Source organism: Reinekea forsetii, assembly GCF_002795845.1.
Classification (GTDB): domain Bacteria; phylum Pseudomonadota; class Gammaproteobacteria; order Pseudomonadales; family Natronospirillaceae; genus Reinekea; species Reinekea forsetii.
Genome location: NZ_CP011797.1, coordinates 3066214 through 3084138 on the forward strand (window position 1 = coordinate 3066214; position 17925 = coordinate 3084138).

14 protein-coding genes are annotated in these 17925 nt (G+C 56.0%); 11 read left to right on the forward strand and 3 right to left on the reverse strand.

The features are described 5' to 3' along the window. Positions 1 to 22 precede the first annotated feature (22 nt). Positions 23 to 2722 (forward strand): Ig-like domain-containing domain, encoded by a 2700-nt coding sequence (locus tag REIFOR_RS14045; RefSeq protein ID WP_100258165.1) that lies wholly within the window; start codon positions 23 to 25, stop codon positions 2720 to 2722. A 71-nt stretch (positions 2723 to 2793) separates the two neighbouring features. Here the strand turns inward: REIFOR_RS14045 and pulA are convergent, their stop codons facing one another. Further along, positions 2794 to 6354 (reverse strand): pullulanase-type alpha-1,6-glucosidase, encoded by a 3561-nt coding sequence (pulA, locus tag REIFOR_RS14050; RefSeq protein ID WP_100258166.1) that lies wholly within the window; start codon positions 6352 to 6354, stop codon positions 2794 to 2796. 150 nt (positions 6355 to 6504) lie between these two features. On the opposite strand from pulA, the gene REIFOR_RS14055 reads away from it, so the two are divergent. Beyond that, a complete protein-coding gene (locus tag REIFOR_RS14055; protein ID WP_100258167.1) occupies positions 6505 to 6885 on the forward strand; it encodes an MmcQ/YjbR family DNA-binding protein in 381 nt (126 codons plus the stop codon). A gap of 71 nt (positions 6886 to 6956) precedes the next feature. Here REIFOR_RS14055 and malE read toward each other — a convergent pair whose 3' ends face one another. Next, positions 6957 to 8225: a maltose/maltodextrin ABC transporter substrate-binding protein MalE gene (gene malE, locus REIFOR_RS14060; RefSeq protein ID WP_227003696.1), complete on the reverse strand. Its 1269-nt coding sequence runs from the start codon at positions 8223 to 8225 to the stop codon at positions 6957 to 6959. A 275-nt stretch (positions 8226 to 8500) separates the two neighbouring features. Between malE and REIFOR_RS14065 the strand changes: the two genes are divergently transcribed. Further along, on the forward strand, positions 8501 to 9706 hold the full coding sequence (locus REIFOR_RS14065) for an FAD-dependent monooxygenase (RefSeq protein ID WP_100258169.1): 1206 nt from the start codon (positions 8501 to 8503) through the stop codon (positions 9704 to 9706). A gap of 21 nt (positions 9707 to 9727) precedes the next feature. Beyond that, positions 9728 to 10960, forward strand: a complete 1233-nt coding sequence (locus REIFOR_RS14070; RefSeq protein WP_100258170.1) for a UbiH/UbiF/VisC/COQ6 family ubiquinone biosynthesis hydroxylase — start codon at positions 9728 to 9730, stop codon at positions 10958 to 10960. 40 nt (positions 10961 to 11000) lie between these two features. On the opposite strand, the gene trmL is transcribed toward REIFOR_RS14070, so the two are convergent. Then, entirely contained in the window at positions 11001 to 11465 is a 465-nt protein-coding gene (gene trmL, locus REIFOR_RS14075; protein WP_100258798.1) for a tRNA (uridine(34)/cytosine(34)/5-carboxymethylaminomethyluridine(34)-2'-O)-methyltransferase TrmL, read from the reverse strand. Positions 11466 to 11712: 247 nt separating this feature from the next. Here trmL and REIFOR_RS14080 point away from each other — a divergent pair, with 247 nt between their 5' ends. From REIFOR_RS14080 to REIFOR_RS14110, 7 genes are read left to right on the forward strand one after another with little or no spacing between them, the layout of a single operon-like run. Next, positions 11713 to 12672, forward strand: a complete 960-nt coding sequence (locus REIFOR_RS14080; protein ID WP_100258171.1) for a type IV pilus biogenesis protein PilM — start codon at positions 11713 to 11715, stop codon at positions 12670 to 12672. Next, the gene (locus tag REIFOR_RS14085; protein WP_100258172.1) at positions 12669 to 13283 is read left to right on the forward strand and encodes a hypothetical protein; all 615 of its coding nucleotides are present in this window, start codon (positions 12669 to 12671) and stop codon (positions 13281 to 13283) included. Before REIFOR_RS14080 ends, REIFOR_RS14085 begins: the two co-directional genes overlap by 4 nt. Beyond that, positions 13283 to 13930, forward strand: coding sequence for a hypothetical protein (locus REIFOR_RS14090; RefSeq protein WP_100258173.1), 648 nt, complete (start codon positions 13283 to 13285; stop codon positions 13928 to 13930). The genes REIFOR_RS14085 and REIFOR_RS14090 overlap by 1 nt, the downstream gene beginning before the upstream one ends. Further along, entirely contained in the window at positions 13923 to 14273 is a 351-nt protein-coding gene (locus REIFOR_RS14095) for a hypothetical protein (protein WP_100258174.1), read from the forward strand. The genes REIFOR_RS14090 and REIFOR_RS14095 overlap by 8 nt, the downstream gene beginning before the upstream one ends. Positions 14274 to 14277: 4 nt before the next feature. Beyond that, positions 14278 to 15822 carry a pilus (MSHA type) biogenesis protein MshL gene (mshL, locus tag REIFOR_RS14100; protein ID WP_100258175.1) on the forward strand — a complete coding sequence of 515 codons (1545 nt, stop codon included), beginning with the start codon at positions 14278 to 14280 and terminating at the stop codon, positions 15820 to 15822. Between the two features lie 2 nt (positions 15823 to 15824). Next, entirely contained in the window at positions 15825 to 16745 is a 921-nt protein-coding gene (locus REIFOR_RS14105) for an ExeA family protein (protein ID WP_100258176.1), read from the forward strand. Continuing rightward, on the forward strand, positions 16742 to 17923 hold the full coding sequence (locus REIFOR_RS14110) for a tetratricopeptide repeat protein (protein ID WP_158524395.1): 1182 nt from the start codon (positions 16742 to 16744) through the stop codon (positions 17921 to 17923). Before REIFOR_RS14105 ends, REIFOR_RS14110 begins: the two co-directional genes overlap by 4 nt. The last annotated feature ends 2 nt before the right edge of the window (positions 17924 to 17925 follow it).

Sequence of the window (17925 nt, forward strand, 5' to 3'; positions counted from 1 at the left end):
AATTCATTTCAGGATCAACACTATGATTAAAAATTCTGCACTCGGCTTCTGTATCGCCGCAACAGCTCTGGTTCTCAGTGGCTGTGAAGTGCCCGTAGATGACGGCACTAGTAGTAGCACCGATAACAACGACTTTACGACCATCACCCGCGATGGCAACGTAGACGTAGTCATGAACTTTGCTATGGACTCGGCTGTCGCCTTGGTCGCCAATGCGGATATTACCGAGGGGACTCGTTCGCTCGAAACAGGCCTGTTCGAATACCGCATTATTGGCGGCTCTAGGACACGCATGGGCATTTCCGAACGGGCTGTGCTGTCACGCGATTCGAGTGACGCATCCGAGGTAGTGGGCTCAAACCTATTAGCACTCGACGACCAAGGAGACCTTACGCCGGCTATGGAGACCAACTTTCCGACCAAGGTAATGTACTCAGTGGGCAGCCCGAGTGGCAATAAAATTTATCTGGCACTTGACCCAGGCTGGTTCGACGATGAACAGGCCGTTGACGCCGACGGTCGCCGGATTGATTTTTCCCGGGTAATCGCGGAAACAAAATGCGCCCTAATGGAGGTAACCGTTGCCACCAACGAGCACAGCTGTGTCGCCGAGGGTATCTTCGTGCAGAACATGAATGACGAGTACAGGCAAGCAGTCAGCGGCAATCAAAAGCCGATCCAATTCGATGGTGACGGCAATCTGTACTTTGCCGGCACCACCTTTTCGGTGCAAGAAGACAGCTGGACCGATTGTTTTTTTGATGATCAAAACGACCAAGAGATCTGTGAAATTCGAACTAACAAATGGCTCGATACGACCGATTGGCAGCCTAGAATTTTCCGTCGTTTGGTCGGTGAAGACACAGCCACCGCCATCACCCAAGATAACGAATATATCGAGTTTTTCTCGGTGCTGAAATCCGGTGAATTGGTTTACCAATCCCGCAATGAATCAACCTGGTCGGCCGAACTGAAGATGTTACAAGGCGATAGTGTGATAGATCTCAGCTCCGGTTGGGGCCTGGATTTCTTTACTGTTGACGACAGCAATACAGTTATCTTTGGCGCTGAAGGCTCTGGCAGTGCGGCAAACGGCTTACGCTTTGCTCGGCCACGTGCTGCAGGCGGTGTTGAGAAAGCCAGCTTAGATACCTCGCTCTTTGGCGGCGATAGCGGCGGCAGTGGCTGGGGTAACCCGAAACCGCGCCGTTTGTTAGTCGGCGACAACGGCCGTATCTACGGTGTGTTTGAAGGCGGTCGTGATACCATCGATGCGAATGGCGTGCACTCGGGTTGGGAGACCACCCTGACCGTCTATCAAATCTTACCCTTTGATGGCGTGCCGAAGCTCGAGCTGGTCTTGGCTGACGGCGTCAGCTGGTGGGATTGGATGCAAAATACGCCCTTCCAGGTATCCGGTGATACGCTCTATTACAGCGACTCGGTCGACGTACCCTTCTTAGGAACCGCCAACGTTATTATTATGGTTGACCTCACTACTCGCCTCCAGACACAACTGCTCACACCTGTTGATGGCGTGGGTCGTTATGAAATATACAACTGGCGTTTAGCCGGCGATGAGCTGCATTTCTCTGGGCTTAAGAAGGATAACAACAGTGTGGTTACCGGTGTTATCGAAACAGCGCGGTTCACACCGGAAACCGACAGCTCTGTCTACTTGACTGTAACCGAGTCCGCCTCGGCCTCTGGTGCAGCATCGGCCATTCAAGATATCGAAGTATTGCGTGCGGTCAGCACTGAGATTGACCCGGGAGACGAGCCTAACCTGACGTTTTTCCAGTCCATGGACAACCTCTATTCCATGAGCATCGACTTCAGTACCAGCATGAATACTGCTTCGGTTGAGGAAAACCTGAGCCTAGTAGATGGGGCTTCGAACCCCATCGATATGATGAAAATCTGGGTCAATAAGACGCTGCATCTGATTCCCGACCTAGACGTCACAGGGCTCTCTGACAGTACTGGCACCGCGCCACTGGCGGCCAACACCGCCTACACTCTAACCGTGGCCGCTACCACCAATGATGTCTTCGGCAACGCTCTCGTCTCTGATGCGAGCCAAACAGTGACCACCCGCCCGAGCTCAGGTTGGTATGTCGATACTAACGAGACCCTGCTCTATGCCGGCCGGAGCGATGGTACCCGTAAGTGGTCAACCTATGATTTGGTTGGCGCCTCGGCACCGGATCACTTTGAACTGACCTTTGATGCTAAGAACTTCAACTGGCAGGGTGTTGAACTGTACCTATTTGACGTGGCCAGTGGCCTGCCAAATCAACGGACGGACTTCAGAATGGGCCTAGGTAGCTGGTCATGGGTGGACTACGAGGATACAGACAACAATTGGCACTGGATCGATGGCGAAACACGCAGTGTTTTTAACGGCAGCTGGAAAACCTATCGTATTCGTGTGTTTGGCAACGATCTGATGGTGGACACCAAAGTCCTGGGTGAAAATGATACCGCCTATGAGGCAGTCGGCAATTTAACCGTAACCGATTTGGCGACTCGTAGTGGCACCGACAATCGAATCTTGCTGCGGGTTCAGGAACCCGTTGGTTTTGATAACTTTATTCTCAATAGCCTAGACAGCAACGGTGATATAAGCATGAACGATGTCTATACCGAGGACTTCAGCGGCGGCATTCCCACGGCATATAATACGGATCTCACAGATACCTATGACGATATCTACGATTAATAATCGCGTCTAATACCCACAATCCATCAAACCGCCCTCGGGCGGTTTTTTTTGGTCTATTGGTTTACCCCCTAATCGATCTGCTGCACCGCAAAGCTAGGTTGCTGCAGGTCAGTCAGATCCACCGCAAATCGGTAGCGGCCGTCTTGAGCCACCTGCAGATTCATCACCCCGCCCGAGCTGTCGAGCTCCACCGGTATGTCAGTTGTTAGCACCGCGCCCAGTCGGCCCCAGTTCAGATCGGCCTTATTGCCGACGGTCAGCCGATAAAAGCCCTTACTGAGGCTCAGTTCAAGCGCGTAGCGGCCCTGGCCTTGATACTGAAATCTATTACTGGCATCGAGCACATCCCAGCTGGTCGCGGTGCCGAGCAAATGCAGCGGTGTGCGGCCGAGCGGCGGCCGCTGGCTGAGGTCTTTGCCGAGCACGGGCAGACCCGGACCCTGCTCGCCCTGCTGGGGTTGCACAAACACGGCGACGCTCAGGGCTGGCAGATGGAATTCGCCGGCGACAAAGGCTGCCCGGCGAATCGTTGGGTCTATCGATTGCTGCTGATTAGGGTGTAGCACAAAGTCTTGTGCACCCGGCACGGCCAGGCCCATGCTGACGTCGGCGGCATTGATCAAGACCAGGATGGCATCCACCTCGGGGTCCAGATCCGCCAGGCCTTGGCCGTCGTTGATCGATAGGGCAATCAGGCCGGGTACCTGGTTCGGGCCAACGTTGTGAAAATCGAGCCGCTGTTGCACCGCCTCGGCCGTGCTCAGGTGAAACAGCTGGCTGCTCTGGCGGATGCTGAGGAATTCTTTAAACACCGCCGCAGCCTGCTGGCGATCGGCGGGCGAGCTGTAAGTTCGCTCATTGGCAAAGGCCTGACGAATCCAAGCCCAGTTACCGCCGTCCTTATCCTGGCGTGGCAAGCCGCGGGCCCAGCCCGATTCCTGCGCGCTAAAATCGACGCTATTAAACCAATCGCCGCTGTCGTAGCTGTCGCGCTGCATCGACTTGGAGCGCAACAACTCCGAGCCCATATGGACGAACGGCACGCCCTGGACCATCAGATTGAGCGCCAAGCCCAAATTCTGCATGCGCACCCGGTCAGCTGTGGAGACCGAATCGGCGATACGATATTGGTTGTTATCCCACAGGGTTTGGTTGTCATGCTTGGAGACATAGGAGATGTTTTCTTGCGGATCCAGAGTGTATCCGGCCGGTTGACCGTTGTAGTCAATGTCCTGACCCAGGGCCGGGAAACCGGTGCGGTCGATCAGCACGAAGTCGCGCAGATTGCCCGCCAAGCCGACCCGAATCAGGTCGGCCTGGTGGAGCAGATCGGCCCGGTCCTGGTCGGCATCTTGGCGCAGTTCATTGGGCAGATAATAGAGGCCATTGGCAAAACCCTGGTTACGGCGCAACGCGGCACCCTCATCGAACGGACCGCCGCCGCGCACGGCATCGCGCAGTCGGTCGCTGAAGGTGCCGATGCCGGTGCCGGCCATGGTCCACTGCACCGCGTTTTCACCGCGCGCACCATCGGCCACCTCACCGAAGTTCCAACCTTCGCCATAGAAGTAGACCTCGGGGCGCACCGCTTGCACGGCCGTCAAGGCCTGCTCCATATTGGTTTTCATATGGTGACCCATTAGATCAAAGCGAAAGGCATCGATCTGATAGTCGCGCGCCCAGACCACCAGCGAGTCGATCATCAGCTTGGCCATCATGCGCTGTTCGGTCGCGGTGTTCTGACAACAGGTGGAGTTTTCCACGGCGCCGGAGGTCGGGTTGCGGCGCTGGTAATAACCGGGCACCACCCGATCGAGCACCGACTTATCGCTTAGCCCGGCGGCATTGGTGTGGTTATAGACCACATCCATTACCACCTTGAGCCCCATAGCGTGGATCGCCTGAACCATCTGACGATATTCCAGAATGCGCGCCGAGCCCTGCGGGTCGCTGGCATAGCTGCCCTCCGGCACGGTGAAGTGATAGGGGTCATAACCCCAGTTGAAGCTGTCCAAGGGCCGGATATAGGCCATCAAGGCCTGCTGTTGTTCGCTGTCGCCGGGCAATGAACGCAGCAGCGAGGCGATGCTCTGGTCGCTCTGACAGTGTTCGGCAAATGAACTGGTTTGCATGCTCGGGCTGAGCTGGCACAGCCGGGAGACTGGGTCGTCAAGCTTGACCTGTTGCTCGGCAGACTCGTTGATAGTGGCAATATCGAAGCTGGGCAACAGATGCAGATGGGTCAGACCGGCCTGCTGTAGCGCCTGAAGATGCGCCATGCTGGCGCGCTCGGGTTCGCCAAAGGCGCCGTATTTGCCATTGAGGGCGGCGCTACCGCTGGTGTCGCTCAGGGTGAGGTCGCGCAGATGGGCTTCATAGATCACCCTGCTTTCCGCTCCCCCGGCAGTGTTTGCGACAGTGTTTGCGACCCCGAGCCCGTGCTCCGTCTCGCCCCAATGGGTCGGCAATAGACTGGGGTGCTCAAGGTCGACCACCTGGGAGAACCGACTGTTGCGGCTCAGGCTAAGACTATAGGGGTCGGTGACCTCATAGCGTTCAATAGCCCCGCTGTCGGGATGATAGACCTGCACTCGATAACGGTAGTAGAGACCCTGGAGGTTGCCCGGGCGGGTCGCAGACCAGACCCCGGTCTGATCATTGAAGGTCATCGGTAGGCTCTGAGCCGGTTGGTCGAGCTGCGGATAGAGTTGCAGTGCCACGGCCTGCGCGGTGGGCGCCCAAAGTCGAAAGTGGGTAACTTGGCCAGTGCTCTGAGCGCCCAGCTGGATGTTGGCGGCCGCATCGGCATAGAGTGTGTCGAGCACGCCGGCGGTCTGCACCTGCGTCGCGGCCGCCAGACTGCCATCGGGATTAAAGGTCGCAACGACCAGTTGGCCCTTGAGGGCGGCGCCTATATCCAGGTCTACCGGAACGGTCCAGGCCTTAAAGTCGGCCAGATGCGGAAAACGGGCCCGCAGCTCAGCGCCTAAGGTTCTGCGCGTCAGCACGACCGAGCGCCCGCCGATGATTTTTTTCGCGATGGCATCGGTTTGGATATCGGCATCGGCGCTGTAATAGAGCCGCACGCTGGGCACCGGGCCGGGGTTAAAGACCAGGGTACGTCGGTCCAGCCAATGGGCCGCGGCACCCTCGATGGCGATCGGTGGCACCAAGTGAGGTTCGCTGAAAAGCTTCGAGACACCGGCAAAGGTAAACACCCGTTGACCGCCCAGCGTGGCCCGGTCGAACAGCTGATCGAGGCCGCCTAAATCCTTGTCACTGCCCTGGTGGACAATAAACATAAAGTCAGCCCAGTCCGGCCCAGTCATCGGCACGATAAAGTAGGCGCCATAGTCCGGGTGCACACCCGCCGGGGCGAGCGGCACATCCCAGGCCGTGCTGCTGATCAGCTCATTGACGCCATTGGTTCGGCCATCGCCATCCCAGAGGTGTAGGCCCCAGTCCTGATATTGGCCGTCGGCGCGCTTATAGTAGATCACGGCTTCATTGGGCTGGGCTTGATACAGCTCGTCAACAGACGCGTCCGAGGCCGCTGCAAGGGTCGATGCCAGTACCCACCCAGTGGCTAGCAAGACCGATACTATTCGAGTTAAGGCGATTCTAAGCATGGCAATTCCCTGTCATTTCTATTATTTTGGCGGGCTGTAGGGCCGGGCCGGCGCACTGAAGCGGTCAGGCCAACGATGGCACAAGTCGGGCTATCCTAGCCGTCATCCTTAGGCGGGGTGGAGCCGAATTAGCAAGGGGGATGAATTCAGATGACACACAATAACCAGGCCGCCGATCGACTCGACTACTGGCGCCAGCGTTGCCTGGCCAAGCTGGGCAGCAGCGAAGAAACGCCTTTTGGACCCGATGTGTTGGTCTATAAGGTCGCCGGTAAGATGTTTGCTTCCCTGTCGGTCAATACGCCGCTAACGATCAATCTCAAGTGCGATCCGCAAGAGGCGATGATCCTGCGCGCCAGCTTCGCGGCGGTCATACCCGGTTATCATATGAACAAAAAACATTGGAACACCATAGACCTGAGCGCCGAGCTGGACGAAGACCTGTTAGCGGGCTGGCTCGATGATTCCTATGATCTGGTCGTCAAGGGTTTACCCAAAGCCCTCCAGGCTCGCTTAGGCGGACAATCCTAATCCCGCTTTAGCCAGATTGATCAGGCAAAAAAAAGCCCGCAAGGCGGGCTTGTGCTATGCGCACGAAAAATCTAGTTTGGCCCAGTGGCTGCGGCCGTTAGATAGTGTTTGCGGGTCCACATTTTCATGGTGTCCAACTTGCGCAGACGTTTGGCGACATCGGCCATCGTCTCCTCAACCTTTACCTCACCGGTAACCATGGGTTGCAAGTTGGCTTGCATGGAGCTCCAGAAACGCTTCATTTCGGGTATATCGGGCATGGTTTCGCCGGTCGCAGCGAGCGCAAAGGTATGAGCAATATTGGCGTTCGACTCAAGCTCGGTCATCAAACGCTTATTGGCCACCGCGCCCAAGGGGCGATCAGCATCCATTGCCTTGACCCCTTCGTAGACAACGACATATTCTTCGAGGAATTTCTTTGCGAGGGCATCGTTGGGCGAAAAGCTGTTCACCGCCGCCGCCATAAAGCCAACGAAAGGTCGACCGGAGCCGGAATTTTTGTCCACCTGCGGGAATTTGGCCAGGCCGTAATTGACGCCCGAATCCCGCAGCTCGTTCCAGACCCATGGCCCGTTAATGGTCATGGCCACCTTGCCCTCTTTAAAGGCGGTCATCATTGCGCCCCAATCTTGGCCGTCGCTGGTTTCGATCACACCGGCATCGTGCAGCCGCCGCATCATGTTCAGCCCCTTCAAAGCACCTCGACTGTCAACACCGACATCGACCAGTTGATAGACCCGATTGACCTTTTTAAAGGAGTAACCACCCGCGGAGGTAATCAACGGCCACGCGAAGTAGGTATCGCCATACTTAAAGTGCAGGGCGCGCTTGCCGTCTTTGCGCAGTATCTTATCTAGGGCGATCACCTCTTCCCAAGTCTTGGGCGGTTTGGCCACCAGATCCTTATTGTAGATAAATGAAATCGCCTCCATGGCAATGGGGTAACCATATATTTCATCGCCTACCGTCACCGCGTTCCAGGCGAAATCGTGCAGCTTGCCGTAGAGCTCCTGGCTGGGGTACACCGGTTCCAGGTAGCCTTCGTTGATCCAGGACCCAAAACGATCGTGGGCCCAAAAAATGATGTCGGGGCCTTCGGTGGTCGCCGCCACCTTGGCGAAGCGGTTGGCCGGATCTTCACCGCCGTCCCAATCGTCCTGGGTGTTGACGATCACGCGCACGCCGGTGTCGGCGGTGAAGCGCTGCGCGACTTCGCGCAAGCCGTTGTAGCCCTTGTCATTATTGATCCACACCACCAGGGCATCGCGCTCAAAGGCGACGCTGGCCTGGCCAAACAAGGACAGGAAAAGAACCAGTGAGGCTAATCGTATTTGGGACATAAAGTGCATACCTTTCTCCGCTACGCTGTAAATATTGAGTTGTTTATCACGGCCGTCTAACCAAGCAAATACGGCTTTGTTGGTTGTAATTGTATTAGTGGTAAAGGTCGTTCCGAGCTAGGGGTGCGGGCCTCGCAGCAAGAATAATCAGTTTCTGAATGGCTTCGATTTAAAAATTATTAAAAAAAGTATCTTTTTCCATTGGGTGAACTATTCTGATCCATTACTCATAGACTGTTAGTATAGGAGAACGGTTACAGGCAATGAGTTGAATTATGGCAAGGTTCGAACTGGTGGTAGTGGGTGGAGGCATGGTGGGCATGACGCTGATTGCAGCGCTTGCGCCGGCCATGGCACAAGGCTTGGGCATCACCCTGATCGACCCTGCGGTACAGCCGCAACTTGGCTTGGCTCCGTCGCCAAGCTTTGACGGTCGCGCCACAGCCTTATCGGCCCAAGCCTTGCAGTTGTTTGCTGCGTTGAACATGGCCCAGCTCGAGCAGGCCCTGAGCGATATCACAGAGATTGAAGTCAGCGATCGCGGCCATGCCGGCTTGTTGGACCTAAACGCCCACGCGCTGGGTTTTGAACGCTTTGGCGCGGTGGTGGCCAATGCCGACCTAGGTGCTCTGCTCTGGCAAAAAATCCAATCTCTGCCCGTCCATTGGCGCTTTAATAGTCAGGTGGCCAACCTAGCGCCTAGCCAGAGTGGGCAAGTGGTGACGCTGACCGATGGCACCGTCTTGGCGGCAGATCAAGTTATTCTATGCGATGGCGGCCGCTCCAAACTGCACGAGTCGTTAGGCTTTAGTTTACGCGAAACACCCTTTCAGGCCGTGGCCCGGGTCGCGACCCTAACCACCGCGAAGCCACATCGGGGCCGAGCCTTTGAGCGCTTTACCGAATTGGGCCCGATAGCCCTGTTGCCCTTTGGCCAAGCGAGCACGCTGGTTTGGACTGTACCCGAGAAACTCATCGGCACCCTGCCCAACACGCCTGCAACCGCCATTCCTTGGCTAGAGCAGCGTATTGGCCAACGCCTAGGTCGTATTACCGGCCTGACGGATTGGTCGGAATACCCTCTAATCGAACGCCAAATGACGACCGCCTGCAGCCATGGTTTTTTAGCCTTGGGCAACGCCGCCGCAACCTTACATCCGGTCGCCGGTCAAGGTTTCAACCTCGCCATGCGCGGCTTAGCGCGCACCGCCAACCTGATCAATCGTCAGTATGACCAAGACCATGGCCTACCCTCGTTCCGCCAATTCAACGCGGTGGCCGAGACCATCGCCCGCGACCAGGCCCAAACTGCGAACGTATCGCGTGAACTGATCCAACTGTTTCAGTCATCGGCTCCATTGTTGCGTTGGGGGCGGGGGCTGGCCCTTAATAGCCTAGATCGTCATGCCACCTTGCGCCAGGGCGTTGCCTTGGCGGGGATGGGGCTATTGGCTGATGTGCCGGCACTCGCGACCACCTAATTCATCGAAGGAGATACCATCATGGCCGACCATTTCACACACGATATAATAATTTCCGGTGCCGGCCTGGTCGGTCTGTCCTTGGCCGCGGCCTGTGCTCAGGCCGGGCTCACGGTCGCCCTTATCGAACAACAGCCCAGAGTTCCGTTCGATGCCGATGCCGAGCACTTCAGCCCGCGGGTCAGTGCCATCAACTTGGCCAGCCAGCGCATGCTATCCAATCTCGGGGTTTGGCAGCACCTGCCGGCAGAACGCCTATCGGCCTATGATGCGATGCATGTTTGGGATGGCTTGGGTCAGGGCCAGATTGACTTTGATGCCCACGCAATTCAACAACCGCAGCTCGGTCATATCATCGAAAACCCGGCTCTTATTGAGGCCCTTTGGCGGCGTATCGACGAACTGGACAGTATCGACTTGTGCCTGCCGGATAGGATCAGTACGTGGCATCAGGATGACGCAGGGGTTAAGGTGGAGACTGAAATTGGCCGCGTGCTGGTTGCCCAAAGCCTGGTGGCAAGCGAAGGCAAACACTCGCCATTGCGCCAAGAGGCCGATATCGCTAGCTGGCAGTGGCCCTATCATCACACCGCCATCGTCACCACGGTACGACATGAATTGGCCCATCAGCGCTGCGCGCAACAGGTCTTTCTGCCGACCGGCCCACTGGCCTTCTTGCCGCTGCGCAATGCCGCTAGCCCAGAGCACCATAGCTCGATCGTGTGGTCGGTGAAGAGTGAGCAGGTAGCCGAGCTGCTGGCCTTGTCGAGCGAGGATTTTGCTCGAGCCTTGGCGCAGGCCTTCGAGCAGCGTTTAGGACGCGTCGAACAGGTAAGCGAACGGACATCTTTTCCACTCTCGGCGCAACAGGCTAAAACCTATTTTAACCAGCGCGTGGTCATCTTAGGCGACAGCGCCCACAGCATTCATCCACTGGCGGGCTTGGGTGCAAACCTGGGGTTTTTGGATGCCGCGACCTTGGCCGAAACTTGGCAACGCGCGCGCCAACAGGGCATGGACTTGGGCCAGTCTTTTGTTTTGCGCCGTTTTCAACGCCAACGCCAAGGCCACAACTTGGCCGTAGGCGGCGCAATGGAAGGTCTGAAACGCCTGTTCGATAGCCAATCGGCGCTGCCGGTTCTGCTGCGTAACAGTGGACTGCGCATGCTCAATGCCAGTGCATTGGCCAAACGCCCGCTTATCCTCGGCGCACTGGGCCAGATCGGGCCAGAATTGCCCGAGCTGTGCCGCTGAAGCGGACCGTTTAAGGCTCAAACGGGTCGTTTAACTGGGTTTAGAGGGCGCTGGCAAAGCCTTGTTGACGCCAGGCTTCATAGACGATGACGGCCACCGTGTTGGATAGATTCAGACTGCGGCTGGCCGCCAGCATCGGCAAGCGCAAGACCCGATCCGTTGGCAGTGCCGCTCGAACATCCGCCGGCAGACCCCGCGTTTCTGGCCCAAACAGCAGATAATCGCCCGGCTCGAAGCGGACCTCGGTGTAGCCGGCGGTGCCCTTGGTCGACAAGGCAAAGAGCCGTTCCGGTTTGGCCTCGGCTAAGAAGGTCGGGTAATCCGGCCACAATCGAATCGAGGCAAATTCATGATAATCCAAGCCCGCGCGGCGTAAAGCTTTCTCATCCATCGAAAAACCGAGCGGCTCAATCAGGTGCAATTGACAGCCGGTATTGGCGCACAGACGGATGATGTTTCCGGTGTTCGGCGGTATTTCCGGTTCGAACAGTACTATATTAAACACACAGAAATCTCCATTGATCGGCCAGCTCGGCATGATAGTGGAATTACCCCGGAACACAAGTCAGCACCTAAGCCTGGCCATTTTCACCCTGACCGAGACGGCCGTCATCAGCGTGCTTGGGTGCCAGCAACCGAAACCATGCCGAATGCAAAATCCACCTAAATATGCTGCTAATTGGGCAGTAAACAAAAACCCTTGCTAGACTGATTATAGGTTGTGAACTAATAAAAAAAGAGCTGGGTCCTAGATGTCTGCAAGTACCGTATACCTATATAACACCCAAAACTGGCTCTATATGTTGCCCAATGGTCTGACTTTGTTCGAAACGGGCAAGACCAAGAGCGGCCTGCCTTATCTAGCGATCAAGGCCAGTACAGCCAGCGCCAAGCCGTTTGAGCAGATCGATGCCCAGACCCGATGGGTTAAATCGCAGGTCGCCGGAAGGCTCAATATCTTGCTAGCCGATGGACTTTATCAAATATTATTATCGGACGTGCCGGACGTGCCGGAGGCCGAAATGGCTGCAGCTATCGAGCTCAAGGCCGGCGATCTGCTCAGCTATGATCTCGATGATGCTACCCTGGATACCATTCATCTGCCCAAAGAGGCCTACCGCGGCCGCATGCGCATGGCGCTGATTATTGCCGCGCGCAAGAATCCGCTGCGGCTCTGGCTGATGGGACTGATTCGTCTGGGTATCCGGGTGGATATTATCGATATAGAAACCACCCAATTGCGCAATTTAGCGTTGGTGAAACAAAATTTCAATGAATCCGGGGTTTTTCATCTAAAAACCCATAACAGTCGCTTGGTGCTCAATTACCATCAGGAAATGGTGCTGACGCGTACCTTCGATATTGGCCTTTCGAGTCTGCTCAGCGAAAGCACTGTACTGGAGGGCGAATTGGAAGTGACGGTGGCCGAGGACACCCAAGCGATCATCCAATTTGAAGCCCTGGTGCTGGAAATTCGCCGCTCCCTCGATTATTACGAGTCCCAACTCGGCCTGGGTGCGATTGCCGAGATTCAATTTTTATGCGATCCCCAGCACCATATACTGGCCGACCGGTTAGCCGATAAGTTGGGGGTGCGCTTCGAACGGCTCGACCCGAACGATCTGATGGACATTCGCATGGCCCAGAGCGACCAGGACCCGGCGGACTATTTTGGTTTGGCCGGCACCCTGTTCCGAGCAGCGGCGCAATGACCCGCCAGATCAACCTACTGCGCGACGACCTATTGCCCGGTTACGGCAAGATGCAATTGCCAGTCTTTGTCGGCGCGGTGCTGATTTCGCTGCTGCTGGCGGGCGCGTGGGTTGGGCTATCGCTACTGGCGCGCCAGGGGTTACTAAGCGAACAACAACAATGGCAGGCCGAGGCGGTGAGCAGCTTAGAGCGGCTCAATCAATTTCGTCAGCGCTACCCGGCTCTCACTAACGCAAGCCAATTGTCGAGCATCAACCTGCAGCTCGCTGGCCAACTGCAGACGGCTCGAGAAACCTATAGTGGGCTGACCAATCAGGTTGAGAATGCCATCGAGGGCTTCCACACTCCGTTGATTCATTTGGCGGAGCAGGATATCGACGGTCTCTGGTTGAACGCCATTGCGCTTAAAGACGGCCAACGGTTTTTCAGTCTGGACGGTTTTGTGCGCAACCCTGAACTTATACCGCAGTACCTCGATCGGCTTGGGCGGTCGAGTTTCGGCGGCATCGGCATCGATCAATTAGCGCTGGCCAAGTCCCCCGGCCGATCCAATTTATGGCGTTTCACCCTGTCCAATCATCGTGAACGCGTTAGCGTGGAGCGACCCTAATGCTGAATCGACAATCCTACGCGCTGCGCTTATTAATCGATCGCCGCTCAATGCGCGAGCGGGTCATGATCGTGCTGCTAATCGGTGCCGCCGTGCTGCTGCTGACGTGGGCCGGATTGCGGCTCACTGGCTTCGACAAACATACGCTCATACTCGAGCGCATTGGCCGGATTCAGACCGATGTGGCGCGCTATCAAGCCACTCTGAGCGGACTCGAAACGGCGCGCAACAATCCCAAAATCATTGCGCTGAAAAATAGCAATGACGATTTGCAAATGCAGCTGGATAGCTTGCAGGATCGGATCGCACGCATCGATGAATCGTTGATGTCGCCCGATCGAATGGTCGCCTTGCTAAAGGAGTTGCTCGACAAGCAGGGGCAACTGGCATTGGTCAGTTTTCAGGTTCAACCGGTCACGGTGATCGAATCCGATGTCGATGGCGCCCAGCTGTTTTACCAACATGCGCTCAAGCTCGAGTTGGAAGGCGGTTTTGATGCCCTAATCGCCTATTTAGCTAAAATCGAAGCCTTACCGACCCAGCTGTTCTGGGATGCCTTAACGATTCAGACCGAATCATTTCCCCTGATGCGCATCGAACTGATTGTCCATACTTTAAGTCAAGACAAGGACTGGTTGAATGTTTAGACTCGCACCCTCTTTACGGCTTCTGCTCTTGGTCATTCCGTTGATTAGCTGGGCCAATCCCATGCGTCCCGACCCGCAATCGGCACAAAACAGTAGCGTGCCCGACAAGGTGAGGGCGCCAAGCCCGCGGGTGCCGCAGTTAACTGGCATTGTAATTATCGGCGCTTGGCAACGCGCGATTTTTTCTGGCAATAGAGAACAGGCGGTTGGCGATCGGATCGATGGCTATACCCTAATCGCCATCGATGCAACCAGCGTGCGACTCAAACGGGGAAGTCAAACCACCCGATTAACTCTACAATCGACCGGTGAACTGGTTATTTCATCGGCACAAGAGGATTAACACCTTGATCAAACCTAGTATCTGGCCATGGCTGACCCTGATCGCAATCGGTCTGAGCGGTTGTGCCCATCAATCGGCTCAGGTCGATATGCCACCGCTCGATGTGCGCGCCGAGCTGGCAGGCGATCGTCCAGACACCGTCACCAACAACGCTGGGACGCTCGACCCGGTGCTGTCACCCCGCGCCCTGACCCAAGATTTGCTGACCTTAACGACACCGCCCGAAAGTGAGCAGCGCATCGACATTGAGGCCACCAATCGACCGGCCGCACTGTTTTTCGCCGAATTGGGTCGCAGCCAAGGGCTCAATATAGTGATCGATCCATTAGTGCTCGGCAGCATCACACTGTCGCTGCGCAACGTCACCCTAACCCAAGTCATTGCCGTCCTACGCGATATCTATGGCTACGAGTTTAGCCGCACTAGCTATGGCTATCGAATTGCTCCCAATCAGGTATCAACGCGCATCTATCGGCTCAATTATCTAAATATAGAACGGACCGGTAATTCCAAAACCACCGTCGGTGGCGACGACAGCAACACGGTCACCACAGCCTTTGCCACCAATTTGGTGGGCACGGAAGGGAATTTTTGGGACGGCATCAAACGCTCGCTACTGGGCTTTATCAATTCCAATGAGGGCAACAGCGATGCTGTGGTGATCAATCCGCAGACGGGTCTGCTGGTGGTCAGTGCTTCCAGCACCGAGCATGCGGCCATTGCCCGCTTTCTCGCCGATGCCGCATTAATACTGCAAAAACAGGTCATAATTGAAGCCAAAATAGTTGAGGTCACGCTCGACCAACAGTATCGCTCCGGCATCAATTGGTCGCTCTTTAACGATAGGGTTGGCGGGGCGAATGACTCGGTCGGTACCGGCTTGTCCGGCGACAATCTTACCGGCATCGGCAACGCCGGCGGTATATTCAATCTCAGCCTGACACTCGATAACTTTAGTGCCATGCTGCAATTACTCGATCATCAGGGCGATGTTCAGGTGCTGTCCAGTCCGCGGGTTGCGACGGTCAACAACCAGAAAGCGGTGATTAAGGTGGGTACCGATGAGTTTTTTGCCACCGTCACCAATGTTGCCTCCGGCACCGAAGGTCAGGTCACCCCGGCGGTTGAACTGCAACAGTTCTTTTCCGGCATCGCGCTCGATGTCACGCCACAAATCTCCGATGACAACTCGGTCACCCTGCATGTGCGACCGACCGTGACCGAGGTTGTTGGCCGCACCAAGGTGATCAACCTTGGCAGCGAGACCTACTCCCTACCCTTGGCCTATTCAAACATTCGCGAATCCGATAGCATCATCCGTGCGACCAATGGTCAGATTGTTGTGATTGGCGGACTATTGCAACAGAAGCAGGATTTGGGTTCGACTGGACTGCCCTGGTTTAGTAAGATCCCAGGGCTACGCTGGTTGTTTAACCAAGATCGCAATAGCCAACAAAAGAGCGAATTGGTGATACTGTTGAAACCCACGGTGTACGATCAATACACCAGTCTGAACGACGTGGACACTGTTTTGGAACGATTTGAATAATCATGTATGAAACTTTTTTCGGCTTAACTAAAAAACCCTTTTCGCTGACCCCGGACACCGGTCTGTTTGTTAATCTGCCCGGCCACGAGCGCTGCTTTGCGCTCTTGATTCACGTCTTAGAAAGCGGTGAGGGTTTCCTCAAGGTGGTTGGTGAAGTCGGCACCGGTAAAACCATCCTGTGTCGAAAACTATTGCGCTTCCTCGATGCCGATCAGGCCGAAGCATACCATTCGGTCTATATACCCAACCCGATGCTCTCATCGGTGGGACTGTATCGTGCCGTGGGTCAAGAATTGGGCTTGCTGGCCGAGCAGCAGAATGATCACGATGCCCTCTTGAGCCATATCACTGAAAAAATCCTCGCCTTGGCCGAATTGAACAAAAGTGTTGTGATTGTTATCGATGAGGCGCAATCGTTGCCAGCCGCAACTCTGGAAGCCTTGCGACTGATTACCAATCTGGAAACGGAAGAGAAAAAACTGGTCCAGGTGATCCTTTTTGGTCAGACCGAATTGGACACCCTATTAAATGAAGATCGCTTCCGCCAGCTGCGCCAACGCATTACCTTCGCCCATTATCTGCAACCGCTGAGCGCCTTGGAAACCGGCCAATATATTGCCTTTCGTCTAGGCCAATGCGGTTACAACGGGCCTGCTTTGTTTAGCAGCAAAGCCGTTGATCTGTTATTCCGCACGGCCCACGGCACACCCCGAATGATCAACGTAATCGCCCATAAATCCCTAATGGCGGCCTTTGCCGACCAAAGCCAAGAGGTTTTACCGGTCCATATACAGCGCGCAGTGGCCGACGGCCAATACGGTCAAGACACTGCGGAGCGAGCACCAAGCCTTAAGCTCGCGTCTTGGTTAACCCTAGTGGCCACGCTGTTATTTGCTGCCGCCGTCTATTGGAGATTGGTGTGAGCCTTATTCATAAGGCGCTGCGCCAAGCCGAACGAGCCTCAAGCCAAGGTCCAAAGAATGAGTACAACCCGCTCTCGACGCCCCAGGAATCCTCTCCAGCTACGATCTCACCGCTGGTTATTATTGGCGGACTACTGATCTGGGCAGCCATCGCGGTGGTCGCGTGGCCGGTCACCAAATCAGAGGTGCTTACTTCTGAGCCAGAAACCTTGATACCTGAGGCCTTAACCTCGGATGCATTGACGCCCGAGTCGCGGCTCGAGATCGAATCCGAACAGAGCTCCAGCAACAATCCGGCAACTGACGAGGTACCGGCAGGCGCCGCCACTGAATCGCGTCAAGATGCACTGAACCAGACCATCGTGACAGCTGCAGCCTTGCCTGGGGTAGCGCACAGCACCCTAACCCCGACCTCGGGGGATGCCCCGCCTAGGGTGGCCAGCGCGAGCGCGCGCAAAAAAACGCTCAGGTCCGACCGCGCAACCTCCGCTGCGGTGCAGAATGCCACCCCCACACTTCCTCCCGCAGCCCAATCGAGCCTAACCCAGGTCATACCAAGCACGGTTCAGACCCGGGCTAAAAGTCCTGTGTCCAGCGCCGCGCCATCCGCACGCTCGGGCACTGCCCGCGCCGCGAGTGGGGAGGGTTTGATCGACCCTGGCTTGCGCGCAGAGCTGATCGACTCGATATCGGTCGAGCCGCCGACTGATAAGGTTATTGTGCGCAGCAAGAACCTGTGGCAACAGCAGGTCCAGCAGGCCGTGGCCGAGGGGGCTATCGAACAGGCCGAAGCCATTTTAAAACAGTGGCTCGGCGCCGCCCCGAGTGATCCAGTACCGCGCATCTGGTTGGCACGCATCTACATCAATAGTGGTTTCTATCGGGCTGCCGAGCCGTTGTTAACGACCCTCACGGGCTCGGACGCCAACGCACTGCTCGGTCTAATCTATGAACGCACCGACCGCCCCCAATTGGCCGCAAAGCTATTCGAAGCGCTCTATCAGGTAAATCCCGAGAACGGTCGCTGGCTACTGTTTTGGGCGATTAACAGTGAAAACAGCGCACAACTGGCGAAATCCAGATCTCTGTACCAAACTTATCTAACACTTTTTGAATTAGAGGATCCGGCCTTGACGCAGTTTAGCCAGCAACGTTTGACCGCCCTCGGTGGGTATTAATG